This is a genomic window from Chryseobacterium tructae, from assembly GCF_030409875.1.
GTDB lineage: Bacteria > Bacteroidota > Bacteroidia > Flavobacteriales > Weeksellaceae > Chryseobacterium > Chryseobacterium tructae.
The window spans coordinates 1387796-1408256 of record NZ_JAUFQR010000001.1; the positions used below are offsets into that span (position 1 = coordinate 1387796).

Here is a 20461-nt window from a genome sequence, read left to right on the forward strand (position 1 = left end):
ATTGGTAATGACTGATATACTTTAAATTCTCTCTAATTCATCTGCATCAATCGTGGTCTTGAAAGTTCCGTAGTTCACAATCACCTTATTTCTGGAGATTTTCTCAATGGTACCTACACTGGTGCTTCCAGTAATGCGGACACGCTGGCCTATTTTCATCCAAATGGCACGGTCGCTCTTACGTTGTTCTTCCAGTTTTTCATTGGTTTCAGCAATTTTTTCAATTACTTCTTCTTTCTTAAGCTGTTGAGTGATCTTTCTCTTTACCACCTGAAGACGTTTTGATTCATCCTTATCAGCACCAATCTTTCTGAATTTTTCCTGTTCAAGCAGTTTCACAAAATCCTTTACCACATCTTTTCTGGATTTTCCTTTCGTGTAGCTGTCAATGAAAGCCTCAATCTTGTTTCCGAATTGAAGTTTACGGTGTTCTTCTTCATAGAGTTTCTGAAAATTATACAGTTTCTGCTGAAGCTGGTCATTTAGTTTCTGAAGATTATCACGTTTGTCTTCTACAGATTCTTTTCTTTCAGCAAGATCAGTTTTTAGTTTTTCAACCTCATATTTCTCCTGTTGCAGCTTTACAATCGTTTTATCAAGATTTACAATATCATGTTCAACCTTTTTCTTGGCAGAATGAATGATAAATCTTGGAATCTTATTCTTCTCAGCAACTTCAAAAGTAAATGAACTTCCTGCTTGGCCTACTTCCAGTTTATACATCGGCTCCAATGTTTCTTCATTGAAAAGCATGGCCGCATTCTGAGCATTAGGAAGTTGTTCTATAACTAGTTTGATGTTGGTGTAGTGCGTTGTAATGATCGCAAAACTCTTTTTATCATAGAAAAACTCCATGAAACTTTCAGCCAAAGCACCTCCTAATTCCGGATCAGAACCTGTTCCGAACTCATCAATCAATAAAAGGGTGTTTGCATCAGCCTCACGAATGATCCCGGACATTTTCTTTAATCTCGATGAATAAGTGGATAAGTGGTTTTCAATAGATTGATTATCACCAATATCTGTCATGATCTTCTCAAAGAAAAACATCTCAGATTTTGGATGGACAGGAACCAGAATACCACTTTGAATCATCAACTGAAGCAATCCAACCGTTTTTAAGGTAATTGATTTTCCACCGGCATTAGGCCCTGAGATACAGATAATTCTGTTATGTTCCGTTAAAGCCAGAGTCTGTGGGTGAATTGTTTTGTTCTCTACCTTGTTTCTCAGCCATAGCAAAGGGTGAAAGGCATCCTTTAGCCTCAATGTTTTATGGCGGTTGATTTTAGGAAGGATACCATTGATAAGCTCTGAAAATTTAGCTTTGGCCCTTACCAGGTCAAGATCAAAAATATATCCTTGATATCTCCAAAGTTGAGGCTGAAATTCTGCAAGTTCTGCAGTAAGCTTTCTAAGGACTCTATCAATCTCTTTTTTCTCTTCCTCTTCGTTTTCGCGAAGTTTGAAGTAATGCTTTACTACGCTATCAGGCTGAATGTAAGTAATAGAGCCGGTTTTTGAAATTCCCAGGGTTCTTCCCGGAACTCTTTTCTTAAAACCTGATTTGACGGCCAAAACTCTTTGATCGTCAATAATAGTTTCCCGTATATCATCCAAAAAGTCACTTTGTCCATAGGTGGTCAAAGCGCGGTTGAAGTTTTCCTGAATTGCTTTTTTAGCATGCTGGATCTCTGTTCTTATCCCTTTTAAAGTAGGAGAAGCTTCACTTTTTACCTCACCAAAACGGTTGAAAACCTTATCCACCTTCTCGATAATCTCTTTTCTGAATTCCAGGACAGCAACTTCTTCCAATAAAGTAGGGAATGTTTCCGGCATGGTAGGGAAGAACTTTTGTAATCTTCCGATCTGTTCCGTGATGGTTTTTATTTTGATGAAAGCACTGTTTTCCAGACGGTAATTCTCAATCAGCATTAATTTCAGCTCATTTTCAATATCTTCATATTCATCAAACGGAATCGCATTTGAACTTTCAAAACTCGACAGATATTCTGCCGTTTTTTTTAATGAAAGTTCCGCCTCGTCAATTTCCATGGGACGAAGTTGAAGAATTTTTTCTCTTGTTTTAGGAGAATACGCAAATGGGGAGATTTCCGCGAGCAATTGCGGAAACTCTAATTCGTCTAAATCTTCTTTATCTATATACACAGTGCAAATTTAGTGAGAATTTTGATTATTACGTATATTTGAATGATTTACAAAATATTTCCATGAAACAATTATTCTTTATTCTGCTTTTCTTTTCCATAGGAATTCAGGCTCAAATTAAAAAACAGAAGCCTGGAAAGGTGAATAGGGTTGAAAATAAGCTCTATTCTAAAAGCAATAAGAAGCCTCAATATGGAACCAAAAACCTAAAAGATGAGCAGGTGAAAAGGATTATTAATCTCAGCCAGCAAAAAGATCGCCCTAAAAATGAAATCGTAAAGAAAAATACGGATGATGAGAAGGGAACAGTTATTTATGAGGAAACTTCTTTCATAAGATATAAAATGTTGTTCATTGGTCTGGAGACCAATAAAGATGCTTTTTCGGAGGATAAAAGACTTGTTCTAAGAGATATTTGATATAACATAAGACTATAAGAAATATGAAACTGGAAACAGAACGTCTTACCTTAAATTATATAGATGAAGTGCATACGGAAGACATCCTGCGCATCAGAAGTAATGAAGTTACCAATCAATATGTGAAAAGAAAATCTCCTAAGACCAATTATGATGCCTTGGAATTTATCTTACATATCAAAAAAGAAACTCTGAATAAAGAGGTCGCTTTTTGGGGAATTTCATATAAAGATTCCTGGAATTTTATTGGAACGATATGCCTATGGAATTTTTCACCAGATAAGAAAACAGCTGAGGTAGGGTATGAGTTACTACCAGATTATCATAAAAAAGGAATTATGTCTGAGGCTCTAAGTGCTGTTTTGGACTATGGATTTAATGATTTGCAGTTGCAAGAGATCATAGCGATCACAAATCAATTCAATGAAAGTTCTAAACGACTTCTTTTAAAACATAATTTCATATTGCAAGAAGATCAAAAAGATGAAGAAAGCCCTGATAATATTATTTTTAGCTTAAAAAGACAATGATCATGAAGCTCGGCAGTTTTTTTTCTATCTTTAACCTCAAACAGATTAATAGTACACACAATATATGAAAAATGAGATAAAGTCCTTAACCGGATTAAGGGGAGTTGTAGCGTTATGGGTTACTTTTTTTCATTTAAGTCACTTTAAAATTGATCTTATCCAGACTGTTGTAAAGAAAGGATATGTTGCAGTAGATATCTTTTTTGTATTAAGCGCATTTTTATTAGCTATTTCTTATGCAGATAAATTTAAAACATTAGATTTTAGTGCAATACAGAAATTCTATAAGAAAAGAGTTAACAGAATTTATCCAGCTTATTTTCTATCTGTTATTTTTATTGCTGTTTTCCTCATTGATACCTCAAAGACGAAATTCTTGATTAATACTGCTTTATTGCAGTGTTTTTTTAATCCCAATTATTCATTAGGCACAGTTTATTGGTCATTAAGTACCGAATGGATCTGTTATCTAATATTTCCTTTCTTGCTTTTCTTTATTGTTCGATACAAAATACGCAGTGAAATATTAATTGTTGCAGGCTTAAGCTTAAGGCTGATTCTTCCATATCTTCCGGATCATTTATATCTTGGTTCAGATATGCAGATGCCTGTAGCTAAATCTACCAATTATCTCGATCTTACTCATGGTCTAACTTCCCTAGTAAGAACGGTATCATCATATCTTTTGGGAATAGGAATTGCTTTTTTGCCAGGGTTTGCATTGCGAAAAAAAATAGTGGCCTATGTTGCATTAATCTTGTCTGTGGTATTATTATATACAGAAAAAGGACTGTTTTTTATTCCGTTATTATCAGCAATAATGATTAAACAGCTGTACGATGGGGAAGATAGTGTGATTAAAAGATTTTTGGGAAGCAACATGGTTTATTTTCTTGGAAACATCTCTTATTCATTGTATATCATCCATTATATCGTATTGAGAGAAAGAATAATATGGGTGAGATCAGAGCTTCTTAATAGTTTCCTGTTAATTGGTTTGTCTATTCTGTTATCCTACTTTTCATATATTTTAATTGAAAGAAAAGTGAAGATATTTAAAGTCTGAGCTATGCTTTTATTTTTATATTAATTACTTTTGCAATATGACCTGGACAGAAATTTTAGCCCCGATAAAAAGCACAGAATATTTTACAACTCTTTGGGAAAAAGTTAAAAATGAATATGCAACGACAAAAGTTTTTCCACCGAAAAATCAAATTTTCAGAGCGTTAGAATTGACCCCTTTTGACGATGTAGAAGTCGTTATCATTGGCCAGGATCCTTACCATAACGATTATCAGGCTAATGGGTTGTGTTTTTCCGTGTCTGAGCAGGTGACTGCTCCGCCATCTCTTAAAAATATTTTTATTGAATTAAAAGATGATCTAGGTGTTGTAAGAACTTCCAAAGAGCTGGATGACTGGGGAAAACAAGGTGTTCTTTTATTGAACGCAACGTTAACGGTTCGTGCCCACTCACCCAATTCTCATAAAGATCTTGGCTGGGAGACATTTACCAACTATATTATCAAAGAAATTTCTGATAAAAAAGAAAATGTGGTTTTCGTATTGTGGGGGGCTTTTGCACAGAAAAAAGCCGAACTCATTGATCCGGCTAAGCATTTTATATTGAAATCGGCGCATCCGTCACCGTTTTCTGTTTATAGAGGATTCTTCGGAAGCAAGCCTTTTTCAAAAATTAATGAATATCTTGTTTCCAAAGGGAAGAAACCTATTTCGTGGTAGTATTGGATGAAGCTCCGGCTTTTTTAATACTGATTCCTATTTTATAATTTCCATTTAATGCTGTAGTACCGCCTGCTTCTTTAGGGTAAGGATTTACTTCTTGTAACGTAATTGTGTACCCGTTGAAATCAGCAGATTGATGATAATTACGGTTGGGAAAATCCATGCTGGCCAGATTTAAAAGCATAGGTCTGGTAGAAGTTCCCATCACTTCAATTTGAGCAAGAGCTACTCCCGCCCAGATACAGTTGACCCCTTCAGGGCAACGACTGTCTTCAGAAACTCCTTTGAAGGTAATATTCATCTGATATTCTTTCAGAAATTTATTTTCTCCTTCACTCAAATAGATGATGCCATTTTTTTGGCTATTCGAAGTTGTATTGGTTGTCATTTGAGGTGCTTTTGATTCTGTTTTGGCTTTCTTTTGAGCATCGCATCCCGTTAATGCAAAAATTCCCAAACTGAATATGACGGCTTTATGGAACATAGTTTTTCTGTTTTTAGGGTTAAATGATATCAAACATATTAAGAAGTACTACCAAAAACATTGCCACACCCACTACGAAACTGAAACCCGTCCCATAAATAAAACCAATTAAAGCTCCTTTAGTGGATTGTAAGGCCTTATTCATATCCTTACTATCATGAAGAAGTTCGCCGATAAATACCCCAGCAAACATTCCAATCAGAAAACCCAAAGGAATCGGAATAAATATTCCTACGATGGTTCCTATCACAGATCCTATACTTCCCCAGCGTGTCCCCCCATATTTCCTGTTGGTTCTTGCCGGAATCACATAGCTTAAAACAACAGAAGCCGCAGTGAGAATTCCAAAAGCCCAGATATAGATCATCGGAAGATCAGCGTTCGTCCCAAACTTGTAGATCAATAAGCCACAAATACTTAATAGAAGTCCAGGTAAAACAGGGAGAAATGTTCCCAGTATCCCGACAAATAACAAAACAAGACAGAGAATATTAATAATAGTTGTATCCATTTTTTTTAATATAGACGAAGATATGAAACCTGAGTGATTCAATAAATATGCCTGATGATGAAAATACAGAGTTTCCCAACAAATAAAAAAAGAAATTTATAAGGACTTTTTAAATTTGGGATGAAAATTGATTACGAATACTCATATCATCACCCTTAATTTTATAAATTTGCTGTAATGAAAGATGACCTACAGGATACTAAAAACTATTTGCAGGAAATAAGCGAACAGTTGTACTTATATATTACTCAGATTTCTCCCACCGGGCTGGATTGGGTGATTCATATTATTGTAAAACTGGCATTGCTTTGTGCTGTATTTTTGATTGTAGATTTTGTGCTTAAGTTCAGCATCAATGCTGTTTTCCGTCTTTTTCATAATGAAGAAAAATTTCCGGTACTTAAATCTATATATCAATCCAAGATCACGAATTCAGTAGCTCATTTTGCCGCTCTGACTATCGTTGGCGGGATACAAGGATCTATATTTCCTGAAGGAGCATTGCCTAAAACGACAATCTTTATTATACGTTGTGTGAATCTGGGATTAGTAATGATTCTCGCGGGAATGTTGTACAGATCATTAACTGCATTAAGAAATTATTTTTCTATCAAGCAGGACTTTTATAAAATCATGGCTTTGAATGCTATTTCAGAAACGGTAAAAATCCTTGGCCTTTTTGTGTTCACAGTTGTGGGGCTCTGCGTCATCTTCGGGATCAAAGGGACAACGATTGTAGGAAGTTTAGGAGCTATTACCGCAGTTCTGGTTCTCGTTTTCAGAGATACGATTCTAGGTTTTGTAACCGGGATTCACGTGGCTACTTCCAAGAATATGAAAGTAGGAGATTGGATCAGTATTCCTAAATACAGCATAGAAGGAAATATTACAGAAATAAGTCTTCTGACGACGAAAATTACCAATTTTGATAAAACGGTTTCCACTATTCCTACTTATGATTTCCTGACTACAGAAATCAAGAATATGCAGGTTATGTCTGAATCCAATAACAGAAGAATTAAGAAATCTATTTATTTTAATATCAATTCCTTTAAGTTTCTTACTGATGAGGATATTGAACGTTTGAAAGAAATCAATCTTATTGCAGATTATCTGGAGCAAAAAAGAGTAGAAATAAGGAATGAAAAAGAAAGTCTGAGTAATAATGATAAGACCATTAATGGCAGGCAGCTTACCAATATCGGTGTTTTCAGATATTATGCCCAAAAATATATAGAAAACGATCCTGATATTGAAAAAAATGCAACAAGAATGGTTCGTCAGTTGGAAATTACTCCTCAGGGATTACCGCTTGAAGTTTATTGCTTCGCCAATGACTCCAAATGGGAGCATTTTGAGCAAATTCAGGCTGATATTTTTGACCACTTACTCGTGGCTTCAAAGGAATTTGAACTTCAGGTGATGCAGGTAAGCATTAAAGTATAAAATAGAAAGATAAAACAAAGCCGTTGAGCTCTTTCTCAAAAAAAATCAATTTTAAATGATAAAGAAATTAGAACATCAAAAAGGAGTAGTAAGTTTGGATAAGTTTCCCCTCTTTTGCTTCATTTTTCTAACTTCTACTATCTAACATCTAAATAAAAAAATGACAAAACTAAGCGTAAACATCAATAAGATTGCGACATTAAGAAATGCAAGAGGAGGTGAAACACCAAGTGTGACAGAAGCAGCTATAAAGATTCAGGAATTCGGCGGTCAGGGAATTACCATTCACCCAAGACCAGACGAAAGACATATTACAAGAAAAGATGTATATGATCTGAAACCATTGGTGACGACTGAGTTTAATATTGAAGGAAATCCGCATCAATCATTTATTGATATGGTATTGGACGTGAAACCAGAGCAAGTAACTTTAGTGCCTGATGCAGATGATGCTATCACTTCAAACGCAGGATGGGATACTAAAAGACACCTGGATTATCTTACAGAGATTATTGCTGAATTTAAAAATGCAGGAATCCGTACTTCAATCTTTCTTGATCCTTTGCCTGAGTTGGTAGAATATGCTGCAAAGACAGGAGCAGACAGAATTGAATTGTATACGGAAGCTTATGCAAAAGACTATTTGTCCAATAAAGAGCAGGCGATCAAACCTTATTATGATACCGCTGTTGTTGCAACTGAATTCGGATTGGGAATTAATGCGGGACATGATCTAAGCCTTGAGAATCTAAAATATTTTGCGGATACTATTCCCAATCTTTTAGAAGTATCCATTGGACATGCTTTGGTCTCTGAGGCACTGTATATGGGCTTGGAAAACACAGTTCAATCTTATTTGAAAAGATTGGCAAAATGGTAATAACAAAGAAGCTGGCATAGGTTTTATCTGGCTTCTTACATTTAACTTCTATAAAAAATATGGAAATCTTAAACTCAAAAATATTTGGCGAAGGTTCTACCGCTACGCCGCTTTTAGTATTTCACGGATTGTTTGGAATGCTTGATAACTGGGGAAGCTTCGGGAAAGATCTTGGAGAATATCTTCCGGTACATCTTATTGATCTTAGAAATCATGGAAGAAGTTTTCATTCTGATGATATGTCTCATGATGATCTCGCAGATGATATTTTCCGCTATATGGAGCATTATGGGATTCAGAAAGCTCATGTTTTAGGACATTCACTGGGAGGGAAAGCGGTGATGCAGTTTGCAATTAAATATCCTGAAAAAGTAGAGAAACTGATTGTTGTCGATATTTCACCAAAAGCATATCCGCCACATCACCAGGGAATCATCAAAGCCTTGGAAACGGTAGACTTTAATACCGTAGGTTCAAGAAATGATGTAGAGGCTGTTTTGGCTCAGTATATTCCTGAAAGATCAACCATACAGTTTTTAACAAAGAACCTGTATTGGGATGATGATAAAAAGCTGAATTGGAGATTCAACCTTAAAACGTTATCCGAAAAGTATAATGAATTTGTATCAAATGCAGTGAAATATGGCGTTTTTGAAGGAGAGGCTTTATTCATAGCAGGGGAGAAATCCAATTATATTTTACCACAAGATGAATATGGAATAAAGCAACAGTTCCCCAAAGCTAAAATCGTAACGGTTAAAAATGCTGGACATTGGGTACAAGCGGAAAATCCTATGGATTTTGCTAATGTTGTTAAGCAATTTCTTGGTTTAGATTAATAATATTCTTGATTTTTTGATGATATGTTAAAATTATCTTAAAAAATTGATTTATTTCTCTGTAAGTTGAAAAAAGTGTATCTTCGGGTATCAAATAAATAAAAATATTAACTTATGGAAAACAAAAAATCAACCAAAAAGCCATTTTTTGCGTCATTTCTTGAAAAACAACTTAAAGATCCGGAAACAGTAAAAGGAGGAACAATTATTACAATCCCGGAGAGGGATAGTGTTACATTACCTACCTTAGACGGTGCCACTTCTAAGCTGAGCGATATGGATCATACAATGAAATATCCTTCTGACGGTGACGATGATACGATCTTACTATAAAATGATTATTTTATAATAACATATTAATAAAATTGTAACGAAAAGGGAAACTTAAAAGGTTAAGTTTCCCTTTTTAATAAAATCGGCAAATGATTCTCTGTATCACCCATTCACAGGATTTTTATACTATTGATCATTTCTTTCAATACCTTTCCTCTAAAAATATTCCTTATTTCAGACTGAATTCAGATCGTTTGAACCATCTTCAGAAGATCAGCGTCAATGAAAATTCTTTTGAGATAACTGATGAGCATGGAAATACCCTTCATTCGGATATGATTAAAGGAGTATGGCACAGAAAAGCATGGCGGATCAGTATACCTGAAGAACTCGACCAGGACTATGAAAAAATATTCCTGAATGAATATACAAACCTTCGCTATAATCTGTTGACTCAATTAGAGCATCTGCCTTGGATCAATCCTTATGAGAATGAAAAGAAGATTGACGGAAATAAAATGTTTCAGTTGAAAATTGCCCAACGAAATAATCTGCTCATTCCGCCCACTATTTTTTCTAATGATGAAGAAAAAGTAAAAGCTTTTTTTGATCAATATTGTTCAGGAAAAGCGATTGCTAAACTTCATAGTGTAACCAGAAAAACAATGAGTGGTGAAGGGATCGTTTCTACAATGGTGATTGAAGAAGATACATTGGAAAACCTTTCGGATATAATCTATTGTCCCATGATTTTTCAGCCTTATATCGATAAGGAATACGAATTGAGAATCATGTATATAGACGGTGAGTTTTATACCGGAAAGATCAATAATAGTGAAAATGCAGATTGGAGAGTAAGTCATGAAAATTATTTCTGGATAGCTTATGAACTTCCGGATGATATCAAATCTAATCTTACTTCTATGATGAAGGAAATGGGATTGTATACCGGAGCTATTGATATGATCCGGGGAAAGGACAGGAAGTATTATTTTTTGGAAGTCAATCCGCAGGGAGAATGGGGAATGCTTCAAAAAGAGCTGGGTTTTCCCATCGCAGAAAGAATTGCCGAAAAGCTTATCAAAAGAATCAATATCCATGAATAAAATATTAATTATAACACATACTGCAGATAATTTTTCCATTGAAAAAGTAACAGAATATATTCAGGATAACCATTGTGAGGTTATTCGATTTGATGTTGATTTATATCCGTTGCAGAATAAATTGTCTACCGTTTTCCAGGATGGAGAATGGATTACAATCCTCGAGACAGCAGAAAAAAAATACCGGTTAGATGATATTTCAGCAGTTTGGTATCGCCGGGCTTATAATATAGGAAAAGGATTAAAAGAAGAGATAGATGGAAAGTTCTATAATGCGGCGATGGGAGAAATTCGCAATACATTATTTGGGTTTCTTGAATCTATTGATGCGTATTCATTAGGGAAACCAAGTGTTTACAGGAGGCTTGATAGCAAAGAAGAACAACTGAAAATTGCTCATAAAATAGGACTTACTGTTCCCGAAACTTGTCTTACCAATAATCCTGAAGAAGCAAAGCAATTTATTTTGAAACATCAGAATGTTGTGGCTAAAATGCAAACAGGCTTTGCGATCTATGAGGATGGTGTAGAAAATGTAGTGTTCACCAATGTTGTGAGTGAAGATAAACTTGAAGAACTGGATTCACTTTTGTATTGCCCGATGCAGTTTCAGAAGATGATTCAAAAGAAAAAGGAACTTCGGGTTACCATAGTGGGAAGAGATGTGTACGCTTTTGAAGTAGATTCCCAACAGTTTGAAGATGCTAAAGTGGATTGGAGAAAAGATGGTGTTAATTTGTTAGATAAATGGACACCGACAGAATTACCAACAGAGGTTCAAGAAAAACTTCTGGAGCTTCTCGATGTTTACAATGTTGACTACGGAGCAATAGACATTATTGTTTCTCCGGAGGATGAGTATTATTTTATAGAAATCAATGCCGCAGGAGAATTTTTCTGGCTGGATAATCGTACGGAAGGAAACCTGATCTCTAAAAGTATTGCAGATGTTTTGTGTGATAAAGCTCCGAGGAGAGACAATGTAGTGATGGTATAATGATATAAATGATTAACTTTTTATATAGTAGTCCTGGAGGTTTTTTAGCTTCCAGGGCTTTTTTTAACCCCCTCTTCCAAAAGATAGGGATTTTCACTAAGCTTCATAGACTTCTTATAAACAAAGCTGGTAACTTAAATTTCTTAAGTGTTCAAAAACTTTTGTGTCTAAAATAATAAGGATCTCTTTTTAGTTTCATATTTTGTGATTTCCAGAATGATAATATTGGTTAAATAAACTTGAATTTTGCTTTAAAAATCGCAAATTTGCAAAAGCAGTTTTTTAGGTAACTTTTGCAGAAACCTGAAGAATTGCCGGATAGAAAATATTGTCATATTTTAGTCAGCAATCAAGTAACATACATTAATGGTTTTTGTAACGGGTGCAACCGGAATTCTGGGGAGAATAATCGTGCTGGAGCTTCTTAAAAGAGGTAAAAACGTACGTGCTTCCAAAAGACCGGGCAGCAATTTAAACGAAGTAAGGCATTCATACAGCTTTTATACGGAGAATCCTGATGATTTTTTCAATAAAATCGAATGGATAAATGTGGATTTTGAAGATATTGATTCCTTAAAAGAAGCCTTGAAAGGGGTAGATGAGGTTTATCATTGTGCCGCAAAAGTAAGTTTTCATCCCAAAGATGAAAAAGAGATGTATGCTACCAATATTAAAGGGACTGAAAACTTATTGTATGCCTGCGAAGGATCCGAAGTTAAAAAGTTTCTGCATGTAAGCTCTGTAGCCGTTTTAGATAACTATAACGAAAAAGGAGAACTGGATGAAGAGTCTGATTTTAATCCAAAATTGGAGCATTCTGCTTATGCCATTTCCAAACATCTATCTGAAATGGAAGCCTGGAGAGCTTCTGCCGAAGGAATGAATATAGTAATCATTAATCCTGGTATGATCGTAGGAAGTGGAAACTGGACACAAAGCAGTGGTGAGCTTTTTTCAACCTTTGAAGACAATAGTTTTACCTTTGCCGGAGGATCTGCTTATGTAGATGTAAGAGATGTTGCTAAAACTGCGATTGAACTGATGGAAAACAATATTTTTGGAGAACGATTTATCATTGTTTCTGAAAATAACAGATATGCCGATCTGGCAAAACAGATCAGAACCCGATTGGGACTTAAAGAGGCGAGAATCCTTACAAGATCTCAATTGAATATAGGAAAACTAGCCAATACTCTTTTGGGATGGCTGATTCCTAAACTAAAAATGGCTACAGAATCAAATATTGAGGCGATTTCCTCATTCAACACCATTTCCAATCACAAAGTCACGGAAAAACTGAATTACCAGTTTATTCCAATCCAAGAAAGCATCGACTTTCACCTGAACAATTATATTAACGACAAAAAGCTGAAGAAATGAATCTTGCAGAGGCAATTATCCTTAAAAATGTAGAAAAACATCCTATAAAAGCAGCAATTGGCTTTAAAAAGAAAGATGAAGCCTGGAAAGAGCTAAGCTGGAAAAAATTCAGTGAAATTATTTTTAAAACAGCCAACGCATTAAAAGAAGCAGGAGTTCAGGAAAATGATAAAGTGGCTATTTATTCAGATAATTCATCTGAATGGGTGATCGTAGATTTAGCGGCAATGGCTATCGGAGCAGTTACCGTTCCCATTTACTCTACCAATAATGCTGAGCAGGCAGAATATATCATTAACGATTCCGAAGCGAAGGTCGTTTTAGTGGGAAATCAGGGGCAATATGATGCTTGTCTGGAATTTTTAAATAAAGAAAGCAATCAACTTGAAACCATTCTTATTTCTAAAAAAGCAGTATGGATCAAGAAAGAATTCAATAGTTATTATCTGGAAGATTTTATAGCGAAATCTTCTCCGGAGCTGGAAATCTGTAAAAAAGAATACGATGATACAGCAACGTTGATCTATACTTCCGGAACTACAGGAACACCTAAAGGAGTAATGCTTACTCATGGAAATTTTATCAAAGCATTTGATTCTCACTTTGAATTTTTTAAATTTAAAAACTTTGAAGAAGAGCTTTCTCTGGCATTTTTACCATTAAGCCACGTTTTTGAAAGAAGCTGGAGTTTATTATGTTTATACGGGGGAGCAAGAGTTTACTTCCTTGAAGATCCGAAAAATGTAGCCAAAGCATTGGAAGAAGTAAAGCCTACTGCCATGTGTGCAGTACCAAGATTCTTCCAGAAAGTTTATGCCGGAGTGTTGGAAAAAGCAGAAGAAGGTTCATCATTGAAGAAGAAAATATTCGATTGGGCGCTTAAAACCGGATGGGAAACTGCAGAATTGAGAAGAAATGAAAGATCGATTCCTTTTGGATTAAAATTAAAAGAATCAGTGGCAGATATGTTGGTCTTCAGTAAGATCAAGAATAAAATGGGTGGTAGATTATGGTTTTTACCTTGTGGTGGAGCTTCATTATCACCTGAGGTAACCAAATTTTTTGAATCAGTGGGTATTCACGTTACGGTTGGATATGGTTTAACGGAAACGACCGCAACTTTAACTCTTTTTCCTTTAACTCACTTTGAGCATGCAACAAGCGGAAAACCTTTACCGGGAGTAGAAATCCGTATTGGAGAAAGCGATGAGATTCAAGCCCGAGGAAACGGAATCATGAAAGGCTATTATAAAAGACCTGAAGAAACTGAAAAGGTATTTACAGAAGATGGCTGGTTTAAAACAGGAGATGCAGGTAAAATTGATGATAAAGGAAATCTTATCATCACAGACAGGCTTAAAGATCTGATGAAAACTTCCAACGGAAAGTATATTGCCCCACAACAGATTGAAAACCTTCTGACCAATAATAATTTCATTCAACAAATCATGTTGGTTGCGGAAGGAAGACAATTTGTATCTGCTTTAATTGTTCCGAATTTTGAATTCTTACAGGATTATATTAAAAAGAATAATATCCCTTTTACCAATTGGGAGGAAGCTGTAAAAAATGATAAGATAATAAGCCTTTATAAAGAAAAAATAAAAGAATTACAAAGTCACCTTGCCGACTATGAGAAAGTAAAGAAATTTACACTGATGCCGGCCGAATTTGATATCAATACGGGAGAAATTACTCCAACATTGAAAGTGAAAAGAAATGTAGTTCTTAAAAAATATGCGGATATTATAGAGAAGATGTATTAGCTTTTTGATACTCATTAAAATTAAATTGTATGTTACAAAAAATTATTCCGGATTTATTAAACTACTTTTCAGCTTTAAGTCTTATCATCATTATCTTTTATCTTTATTTTTCAAATAAGATTTCAAAAGATAAAGTGAATTATTACTTATTGATAGGACTTGTTTTTACTATTTTAGGTTATATTTTACAATATTATGCAAATAAGCTTTTGCTAGCAGATTACAAAACATCATCAGATATTCTGAAATGGTACCCTTTCATTAGCTTGGTTGGAGGTTTTGGATATAAGCTTACTTTGTATGGTATAATTGTTTATTTGCTGAAATTTGAGATTCTTAAAAATGAAATAAAAAGAGAAAATATTTTTCTCCTCATTGTATATTCTACGTTAAGTTTTGGTCTTTATGTTCCATATTGGTTTATTAAAAAAGATATTAAATTCAATGCAGGAATTAAAGTGTGGATTATTCTGTTAATATTCTTTCTCTCATGTATTCATGTATGTTTAATTGGAATATTTGGCTCTTCTTCTTCTCCCTCAAATGAGAAGATTTTGATGATTTTGTATTGGCTGGGACAAATTGGCTATGTAACATGTTTTTTAGTTTGTATTTTTTCCCTCCGAAAACAAATGATCAAAAAATTAGTAGGGATCAATATCAATTCCGTTTGGGTATTTTTCATAGGAATACTGCACGTTCAATTTTCATTGAATCAATATATTAAAAAGCACGAAAAATAATTATGAAAAAATTTTATAAAGGGGAGACGTATTAAATTATCCTTGGATTAAAACATGTCTTTCATATTATAGAGCATATAAAAAGAATCAGCAATTAATGAGAACCTTAATTGTTGAGATTAAAAATAAGTTTATCATTTTTGAATTAAAGGGATGACAACAACACAAGAATTTATAGGAAAAGAAAATTTTACCATACATGCACAAACGGTTTCAGAGAGCTGTCCGTCTAATATTGCCTTAATTAAATATTGGGGAAAGTACGACAATCAGATTCCGGCTAATCCGAGTATCAGTTATACCTTAAATCATTGTAAGACGAATACTACCATGGAATTTCTGGCCAATGAAGCTTTTTCTGTACAGACTTTCCTAGCAGGAAATGAAGAGACGAAATTTGCTGAAAAGATTGAAAAATATTTCAAGAATATTGAGCAATACCTTCCTTGGATTTTAAAAGGAAAATACATCATCAGAACAGAAAATACATTTCCACACAGTTCCGGGATTGCAAGTTCGGCTTCAGGATTTGGAGCGATTGCAAAATGTCTGATGGCATTGGATGAAAGCTTCACAGGGAAACCTTCTGAAGAAGAATCTTTAAGAAAAGCCTCGTTTTTAGCGAGATTAGGAAGTGGAAGTGCATGTAGAAGTTTATACAACGGATTGATCGTTTGGGGAGAAACAGAAGAGGTTCAGGGAAGCTCTGATCTGTTTGCGGTACCTTATCCTGATACTGAGATTCATAAAGTATTTAAGAGTTTCAATGACTGGGTATTATTGATTCATGAAGGGCAAAAAAGTGTTTCTTCAACAGTTGGACATGGTTTAATGAAATCAAATCCTTATGCAGAAAGAAGATTCCAGGAAGCAAGAGAAAACTTTGTTCCGATGAAGGAGATCCTGAAAAGCGGAGATATGGAAAGCTTTATCAAATTGGTAGAACATGAGGCACTTACTCTTCACGCCATGATGATGATGAGTGATCCTGCTTTTATCCTGATGAAAACAGGAACCTTAGAGGTCATTAATAAAATCTGGGACTTCAGAAGAGAAACGGGACTTCCGTTATTCTTTACCTTGGATGCAGGTGCCAACGTACATCTTTTATTCCCGAATGATACTTCAGAAGAACAAATCAAGACATTCATCGAAGCCGAATTATTACAACATACACAGAAAAATGGAATCGTGAAAGATGTAATGAGGTTTTAAAAAGAAAGACAATATTCAAAAAAGGTGGACTTTAGCCCACCTTTTTTATGTTTAATCTTCAGTAGCAATTACTTCCCGATTGCCATCTTCCTGTTTTCCTTCTTCTATCATGATTTCTGCTTCTGCTTTTTCTTCTGGAGTTGCTGTTTCTATAAGTTCTACCTGTTGACCATTGTGATGGTCTATGAAAAACTCACAGTATACCGGAAGATGATCTGAACCAAAACTTTCCAATGTCTTCAACTGTCTTATAAAAATATCTTCGCTGTGAAACATCAGATCAATGGGAAATCTTAAAAAACGATATTTTGCATGGAAAGTAGAAACAAAAGAATGCCCTATTCTCGGATCTATTAGATGACTTGTTTTTCTGAAAAGTACAGATGATCTTGACCAAGCAACGTTATTGAAATCTCCTACAACAATAACCGGTTTTTCGATATCTTTTACCTGTTTGGCTGTACTTAGAAGATCGCCATCTCTTTCCTTGGAAGTTTCCTCCTCTGTAGGACTTGGTGGTGGAGGGTGAACCCCAAAGAAAACAAAAGAAAAACCATCAGTGGTTTCCATATGTATTTCAATGCTCGGAATATCATCTGCTACAAAATAATGAGTTCTGGCTTCCTTAATTTCAATCTTTGAATAGAAGTGCATGCCATAAGTGTTTTCAAGAGTTACTTTATGCTGGTGGGGATATTTTTTTTCCAGATTTCTCATTGCTTTTTCCCAATCGCTATTGCTTTCCATAGTCATGAAAAAATCAGGCTCATATTTTTCAATAAGCTTAGAAAATCTTTTATATTCCTTATTGAACTGATACACATTGGCAGAGACAAAATGGAGTTTTCCGGAGGATTTGTGACGGTGTTTATGTTTTTTTACAGGATAGAAGCGCGTATATTTAATGAGGGTTTGGCTGTGGTAAACAAATAAAACAAGCAGAAACCCCTGATAATACCATAAATATTCTGTAGAATTAATCATGAATCCTAATAGAAAAGTAAAAAATATAAGATAAGTGACCTGTATTTTAGCAAATTCGGGAACCCGGAATATCCAGTGAGAATGCTGAATTTTGGGTAGTATAGTTAAGACCAGTAAAAGTATGGTCAGAATCATATAAATAATCCACATATGAAAATTCTTTGTCTGAAATAATTTTGTCACAATTTAAGAAAAATGAATTTTAAAATCTTATAACCAATTTAAATTTTATTTTACTTATTTTAGTTTTCTAAACCTTTTTCTTATGAATAAAATGGCCATAATTCTTCTCATATTCACTAGCTTCTGTTTCGGACAGCAAAATCAGGAAATAGAAAGGCCTATTCGTAACCTGTTTCTTGGCATGAAAAATGCGGATGCAGAGCTTGTAAAAACAGCTTTTGCTGAAAATGCTATTTTGCAAACCATTACAAAGGATGGAGCTGTAAAAAACGATAGTGTACAGGATTTTATTGATTCTGTTTCAAAGTTTACCAAGGGTGATCTGGATGAAAGAATTTTAGTAGAAGCTATTCATACAGATGGAAGGCTGGCAAGCGTATTTACTCCCTATAGCTTCTATCTGAAAGGAAAATTATCTCATTGTGGAGCTAACAGTTTTCAATTAATTCAGCAAAACAGTGAGTGGAAAATTCAATATATTATTGATACCAGAAGAAAGGATAATTGCAAGGAAATAAAATAATTAAAACTATTCAAGAACAAAATGAAAATCCACCATATTGCCATCATTGGTTCAGATTACGAAGTGTCAAAGAATTTTTATACAGAGATTATAGGGTTACAGATTGTCCGTGAAGTGTACCGTGAAGAAAGGCAGTCTTATAAACTGGATCTGGCTATAGGAGATCATTATGTGATTGAACTGTTCTCTTTTCCCAAGCCTCCTGCAAGGCCATCTCGCCCTGAGGCATGTGGCTTAAGGCATCTTGCTTTTTCGGTTGAAAATGTAATGGAAAAGCGAAACGAATTGATAGGAAAGGGGCTAGATTGTGAAGAGATTCGTATTGATGAGTTCACAGGAAAAGAATTTTTCTTTACTCAGGATCCAGACCAGTTGCCGTTGGAGTTTTATGAAATGTAATTAATGTGCGTAACCTGCAAAGAAGCTTACTGCCATAATCGCTAAAACAATTGAAGAAATGAATACATATACGTAGTCTTTTTCTTTTAAGTAGCCTATTAAAGCGAAGATAATTCTCATCAGTGGAGTAAGGATCAGGATCAGGATTCCAAGCTGAATAATAGCCATCCCTTCTCCTTTGCATAAAGAATCCCAAAAGTGGCTCCATACTTTATCAGAAGAGGAGCTTACTGCAAGGCTTGTGTATTTTTTAGGCATTTCAAAACCTTCGGTAAACAGTTTGATAAAACCGATCAGTGAAGTAGCCACAGACAGAATTACACCCAGTCTCAGGAGATTTCCTACGGAACGGTTCAGATCTACATCTGTAAAATTCTTTTTCATTATCTGAAGCTTTTGTTGATTCCGTTATACATCATATAGACTGAAAGGATTGTAATTACAATGGCAAAAAACACCTTCAGCTTTTTGGTTTTGGAGACCATCAAAGTTTTAGAACCTATAAAACTTCCAATCACCACTCCAATCAGTACAGGAGCTGCAATTACCGGAATAATTTCACCTCTTTGGAAATAGATCAGTGCACTGGCAACAGCCGTTACTCCAATCATAAATTACTGGTTGTTGTAGAAACTTTGAAAGGCAATTTCATCATATTGTCCATCGCCAGTACTTTCAAGGCGCCAGATCCAATTCCCAATAATCCGGACATCGCTCCGGCAAACATCATCATCAAAAATCCGGGAACTGTATTTCTTGCAGAATAGCTTTTCAATATTCCTTTATCCGGGAAAGTTCCGTAAAGTTTGAGCCTCTCTTCCAGACTTCCATTGATCAAAGGTTCCTGATGGTCAGGTTTTCCTTTTAAATTTAAAATAACTGTTAGAAGAAGAATACTGGCGAAAATAATTCCGATGGTATTCGGATTAAGCATTCCTGAAACTAAGGCACCTACGATGGCTCCAGCAGTAGTGGCTATTTCGAGAAACATTCCGATCCTCATATTGGTAAAACCTTCTTTTACGAAGGCAACCGCAGCACCGGAAGACGTTCCGATTACAGAAATGAGAGAAGCCCCGATAGCATAGTGCATTGGTACGCCGAATCCCAGCGTTAATAAAGGAATGATGATAACTCCCCCTCCCAGCCCTGTAAGTGAGCCTACAAGGCCCGCAGAAATAGCGCCAAAGAAGAGTATGATGATTTCTGACATACTACAATTAATGTTACAAATATAAAATTATTGTAGTAGTCTGCCAAACATTTGAAAAAGATAAATTTAACGTATTTTTGTATGCATGAAAAGTGAAATGAAATTATTTTATGTCATCCTTGGGGCAACTCCCAAAGGACGAAATATCGAACAGCATGACGTATTTTTCGGAATTGCAGAGAATCTTAAAGATTTGGTTCCCGATATGAAGGACTTCTGGAAAGAAGCAGAAGGTAAGATTCACCTTGATTGTTATCAGGAAGTGAAATTTGCTGATGGCTATGAGGTGAAGATCGTTGAAAGAGGAGCAGATACATCAGAAAACCAGTTGTTTTTCCTTAATTTAGGAGGATATAAGCCTGGATTTTTTGAAGAATTCCATGAGCAGCATTTGATGGTAGGACAAACGATGGGAGAGATCGTGAAACGTGCCAAAGCTACTGAATTTTATCAGACAATGGGATTTGAAGGAGCTGTAAGCCATATTGACGATAAGCATGGAGTGGATATTGATGATATTTTCAATGTGAGTGATATTCTTCCGGCAGCGATGAAAGAAAAATATACCATTGTTCTTACAAAATCTGATGCTGAAAATCAGGAAAACCCAATGGGACTAGGATATTTAAAAATTGATAAAGTTCAATAAGCGT

22 protein-coding genes and 1 pseudogene are annotated in these 20461 nt (G+C 35.1%); 17 read left to right on the plus strand and 6 right to left on the minus strand.

Annotated features, from left to right (window positions below; genetic code table 11):
• Positions 1-21 precede the first annotated feature (21 nt).
• Entirely contained in the window at positions 22-2169 is a 2148-nt protein-coding gene (locus QWZ06_RS06730) for an endonuclease MutS2 (protein WP_290296668.1), read from the minus strand.
• 62 nt (positions 2170-2231) lie between these two features.
• Here QWZ06_RS06730 and QWZ06_RS06735 point away from each other — a divergent pair, with 62 nt between their 5' ends.
• The 4 genes from QWZ06_RS06735 to QWZ06_RS06750 all read left to right on the plus strand — a co-directional run bounded on the left by QWZ06_RS06735 (position 2232) and on the right by QWZ06_RS06750 (position 4863).
• On the plus strand, positions 2232-2588 hold the full coding sequence (locus QWZ06_RS06735) for a hypothetical protein (RefSeq protein ID WP_290296670.1): 357 nt from the start codon (positions 2232-2234) through the stop codon (positions 2586-2588).
• A gap of 23 nt (positions 2589-2611) precedes the next feature.
• The gene (locus tag QWZ06_RS06740; protein WP_290296672.1) at positions 2612-3118 is read left to right on the plus strand and encodes a GNAT family N-acetyltransferase; all 507 of its coding nucleotides are present in this window, start codon (positions 2612-2614) and stop codon (positions 3116-3118) included.
• 64 nt (positions 3119-3182) lie between these two features.
• Positions 3183-4184, plus strand: coding sequence for an acyltransferase family protein (locus QWZ06_RS06745; RefSeq protein ID WP_290296673.1), 1002 nt, complete (start codon positions 3183-3185; stop codon positions 4182-4184).
• Positions 4185-4221: 37 nt separating this feature from the next.
• Positions 4222-4863 (plus strand): uracil-DNA glycosylase, encoded by a 642-nt coding sequence (locus QWZ06_RS06750; protein ID WP_115973198.1) that lies wholly within the window; start codon positions 4222-4224, stop codon positions 4861-4863.
• Here the strand turns inward: QWZ06_RS06750 and QWZ06_RS06755 are convergent.
• Both QWZ06_RS06755 and QWZ06_RS06760 read right to left on the minus strand, forming a co-directional pair.
• Entirely contained in the window at positions 4850-5350 is a 501-nt protein-coding gene (locus tag QWZ06_RS06755) for a hypothetical protein (RefSeq protein ID WP_290296677.1), read from the minus strand. The genes QWZ06_RS06750 and QWZ06_RS06755 overlap by 14 nt on opposite strands.
• Before the next feature lie 19 nt (positions 5351-5369).
• Entirely contained in the window at positions 5370-5861 is a 492-nt protein-coding gene (locus tag QWZ06_RS06760) for a DUF456 domain-containing protein (RefSeq protein ID WP_290296678.1), read from the minus strand.
• Positions 5862-6038: 177 nt separating this feature from the next.
• Here QWZ06_RS06760 and QWZ06_RS06765 point away from each other — a divergent pair, with 177 nt between their 5' ends.
• The 10 genes from QWZ06_RS06765 to QWZ06_RS06810 all read left to right on the plus strand — a co-directional run bounded on the left by QWZ06_RS06765 (position 6039) and on the right by QWZ06_RS06810 (position 16506).
• Positions 6039-7307: a mechanosensitive ion channel family protein gene (locus tag QWZ06_RS06765; RefSeq protein WP_290296679.1), complete on the plus strand. Its 1269-nt coding sequence runs from the start codon at positions 6039-6041 to the stop codon at positions 7305-7307.
• A 160-nt stretch (positions 7308-7467) separates the two neighbouring features.
• Positions 7468-8187, plus strand: a complete 720-nt coding sequence (locus tag QWZ06_RS06770) for a pyridoxine 5'-phosphate synthase (RefSeq protein ID WP_290296681.1) — start codon at positions 7468-7470, stop codon at positions 8185-8187.
• Positions 8188-8246: 59 nt separating this feature from the next.
• Entirely contained in the window at positions 8247-9026 is a 780-nt protein-coding gene (locus QWZ06_RS06775; RefSeq protein WP_290296683.1) for an alpha/beta fold hydrolase, read from the plus strand.
• A gap of 114 nt (positions 9027-9140) precedes the next feature.
• On the plus strand, positions 9141-9359 hold the full coding sequence (locus tag QWZ06_RS06780) for a microviridin/marinostatin family tricyclic proteinase inhibitor (protein ID WP_290296685.1): 219 nt from the start codon (positions 9141-9143) through the stop codon (positions 9357-9359).
• Positions 9360-9448: 89 nt separating this feature from the next.
• Positions 9449-10405, plus strand: coding sequence for an MvdC/MvdD family ATP grasp protein (locus QWZ06_RS06785; protein WP_290296687.1), 957 nt, complete (start codon positions 9449-9451; stop codon positions 10403-10405).
• Positions 10398-11402 (plus strand): MvdD family ATP-grasp ribosomal peptide maturase, encoded by a 1005-nt coding sequence (locus tag QWZ06_RS06790; protein WP_290296688.1) that lies wholly within the window; start codon positions 10398-10400, stop codon positions 11400-11402. Before QWZ06_RS06785 ends, QWZ06_RS06790 begins: the two co-directional genes overlap by 8 nt.
• Before the next feature lie 366 nt (positions 11403-11768).
• Positions 11769-12782, plus strand: coding sequence for an NAD-dependent epimerase/dehydratase family protein (locus QWZ06_RS06795; protein ID WP_290296690.1), 1014 nt, complete (start codon positions 11769-11771; stop codon positions 12780-12782).
• Entirely contained in the window at positions 12779-14548 is a 1770-nt protein-coding gene (locus tag QWZ06_RS06800) for an AMP-dependent synthetase/ligase (RefSeq protein WP_290296692.1), read from the plus strand. Before QWZ06_RS06795 ends, QWZ06_RS06800 begins: the two co-directional genes overlap by 4 nt.
• A gap of 29 nt (positions 14549-14577) precedes the next feature.
• Positions 14578-15291 (plus strand): hypothetical protein, encoded by a 714-nt coding sequence (locus QWZ06_RS06805; protein ID WP_290296694.1) that lies wholly within the window; start codon positions 14578-14580, stop codon positions 15289-15291.
• 153 nt (positions 15292-15444) lie between these two features.
• Positions 15445-16506: a diphosphomevalonate decarboxylase gene (locus QWZ06_RS06810; RefSeq protein WP_290296696.1), complete on the plus strand. Its 1062-nt coding sequence runs from the start codon at positions 15445-15447 to the stop codon at positions 16504-16506.
• 51 nt (positions 16507-16557) lie between these two features.
• On the opposite strand, the gene QWZ06_RS06815 is transcribed toward QWZ06_RS06810, so the two are convergent.
• Complete coding sequence (locus QWZ06_RS06815; protein ID WP_290296698.1) at positions 16558-17640, minus strand: endonuclease/exonuclease/phosphatase family protein; 1083 nt, start codon at positions 17638-17640, stop codon at positions 16558-16560.
• 115 nt (positions 17641-17755) lie between these two features.
• On the opposite strand from QWZ06_RS06815, the gene QWZ06_RS06820 reads away from it, so the two are divergent.
• Entirely contained in the window at positions 17756-18196 is a 441-nt protein-coding gene (locus tag QWZ06_RS06820; protein ID WP_290296699.1) for a nuclear transport factor 2 family protein, read from the plus strand.
• A gap of 21 nt (positions 18197-18217) precedes the next feature.
• Positions 18218-18595 (plus strand): SMU1112c/YaeR family gloxylase I-like metalloprotein, encoded by a 378-nt coding sequence (gloA2, locus tag QWZ06_RS06825; protein ID WP_290296701.1) that lies wholly within the window; start codon positions 18218-18220, stop codon positions 18593-18595.
• Here the strand turns inward: gloA2 and QWZ06_RS06830 are convergent, their stop codons facing one another.
• Positions 18596-18979 (minus strand): DUF1634 domain-containing protein, encoded by a 384-nt coding sequence (locus QWZ06_RS06830; RefSeq protein ID WP_290296702.1) that lies wholly within the window; start codon positions 18977-18979, stop codon positions 18596-18598.
• Positions 18979-19808 (minus strand): annotated as a pseudogene (locus QWZ06_RS06835) (sulfite exporter TauE/SafE family protein). Before QWZ06_RS06835 ends, QWZ06_RS06830 begins: the two are co-directional and overlap by 1 nt.
• A 97-nt stretch (positions 19809-19905) precedes the next feature.
• Between QWZ06_RS06835 and QWZ06_RS06840 the strand changes: the two are divergent.
• Entirely contained in the window at positions 19906-20457 is a 552-nt protein-coding gene (locus tag QWZ06_RS06840) for a DUF1543 domain-containing protein (RefSeq protein ID WP_290296703.1), read from the plus strand.
• Positions 20458-20461 lie beyond the last annotated feature (4 nt).

Bases quoted from the DNA above. Each gene is read 5' to 3' on its own strand.
- QWZ06_RS06735 (WP_290296670.1), top strand. From the start codon at position 2,232: ATGAAACAATTATTCTTTATTCTGCTTTTCTTTTCCATAGGAATTCAG.
- QWZ06_RS06740 (WP_290296672.1), top strand. From the start codon at position 2,612: ATGAAACTGGAAACAGAACGTCTTACCTTAAATTATATAGATGAAGTG.
- QWZ06_RS06745 (WP_290296673.1), top strand. From the start codon at position 3,183: ATGAAAAATGAGATAAAGTCCTTAACCGGATTAAGGGGAGTTGTAGCG.
- QWZ06_RS06750 (WP_115973198.1), top strand. From the start codon at position 4,222: ATGACCTGGACAGAAATTTTAGCCCCGATAAAAAGCACAGAATATTTT.
- QWZ06_RS06755 (WP_290296677.1), bottom strand. From the start codon at position 5,350: ATGTTCCATAAAGCCGTCATATTCAGTTTGGGAATTTTTGCATTAACG.
- QWZ06_RS06760 (WP_290296678.1), bottom strand. From the start codon at position 5,861: ATGGATACAACTATTATTAATATTCTCTGTCTTGTTTTGTTATTTGTC.
- QWZ06_RS06765 (WP_290296679.1), top strand. From the start codon at position 6,039: ATGAAAGATGACCTACAGGATACTAAAAACTATTTGCAGGAAATAAGC.
- QWZ06_RS06770 (WP_290296681.1), top strand. From the start codon at position 7,468: ATGACAAAACTAAGCGTAAACATCAATAAGATTGCGACATTAAGAAAT.
- QWZ06_RS06775 (WP_290296683.1), top strand. From the start codon at position 8,247: ATGGAAATCTTAAACTCAAAAATATTTGGCGAAGGTTCTACCGCTACG.
- QWZ06_RS06780 (WP_290296685.1), top strand. From the start codon at position 9,141: ATGGAAAACAAAAAATCAACCAAAAAGCCATTTTTTGCGTCATTTCTT.
- QWZ06_RS06785 (WP_290296687.1), top strand. From the start codon at position 9,449: ATGATTCTCTGTATCACCCATTCACAGGATTTTTATACTATTGATCAT.
- QWZ06_RS06790 (WP_290296688.1), top strand. From the start codon at position 10,398: ATGAATAAAATATTAATTATAACACATACTGCAGATAATTTTTCCATT.
- QWZ06_RS06795 (WP_290296690.1), top strand. From the start codon at position 11,769: ATGGTTTTTGTAACGGGTGCAACCGGAATTCTGGGGAGAATAATCGTG.
- QWZ06_RS06800 (WP_290296692.1), top strand. From the start codon at position 12,779: ATGAATCTTGCAGAGGCAATTATCCTTAAAAATGTAGAAAAACATCCT.
- QWZ06_RS06805 (WP_290296694.1), top strand. From the start codon at position 14,578: ATGTTACAAAAAATTATTCCGGATTTATTAAACTACTTTTCAGCTTTA.
- QWZ06_RS06810 (WP_290296696.1), top strand. From the start codon at position 15,445: ATGACAACAACACAAGAATTTATAGGAAAAGAAAATTTTACCATACAT.
- QWZ06_RS06815 (WP_290296698.1), bottom strand. From the start codon at position 17,640: ATGTGGATTATTTATATGATTCTGACCATACTTTTACTGGTCTTAACT.
- QWZ06_RS06820 (WP_290296699.1), top strand. From the start codon at position 17,756: ATGAATAAAATGGCCATAATTCTTCTCATATTCACTAGCTTCTGTTTC.
- gloA2 (WP_290296701.1), top strand. From the start codon at position 18,218: ATGAAAATCCACCATATTGCCATCATTGGTTCAGATTACGAAGTGTCA.
- QWZ06_RS06830 (WP_290296702.1), bottom strand. From the start codon at position 18,979: ATGAAAAAGAATTTTACAGATGTAGATCTGAACCGTTCCGTAGGAAAT.
- QWZ06_RS06840 (WP_290296703.1), top strand. From the start codon at position 19,906: ATGAAATTATTTTATGTCATCCTTGGGGCAACTCCCAAAGGACGAAAT.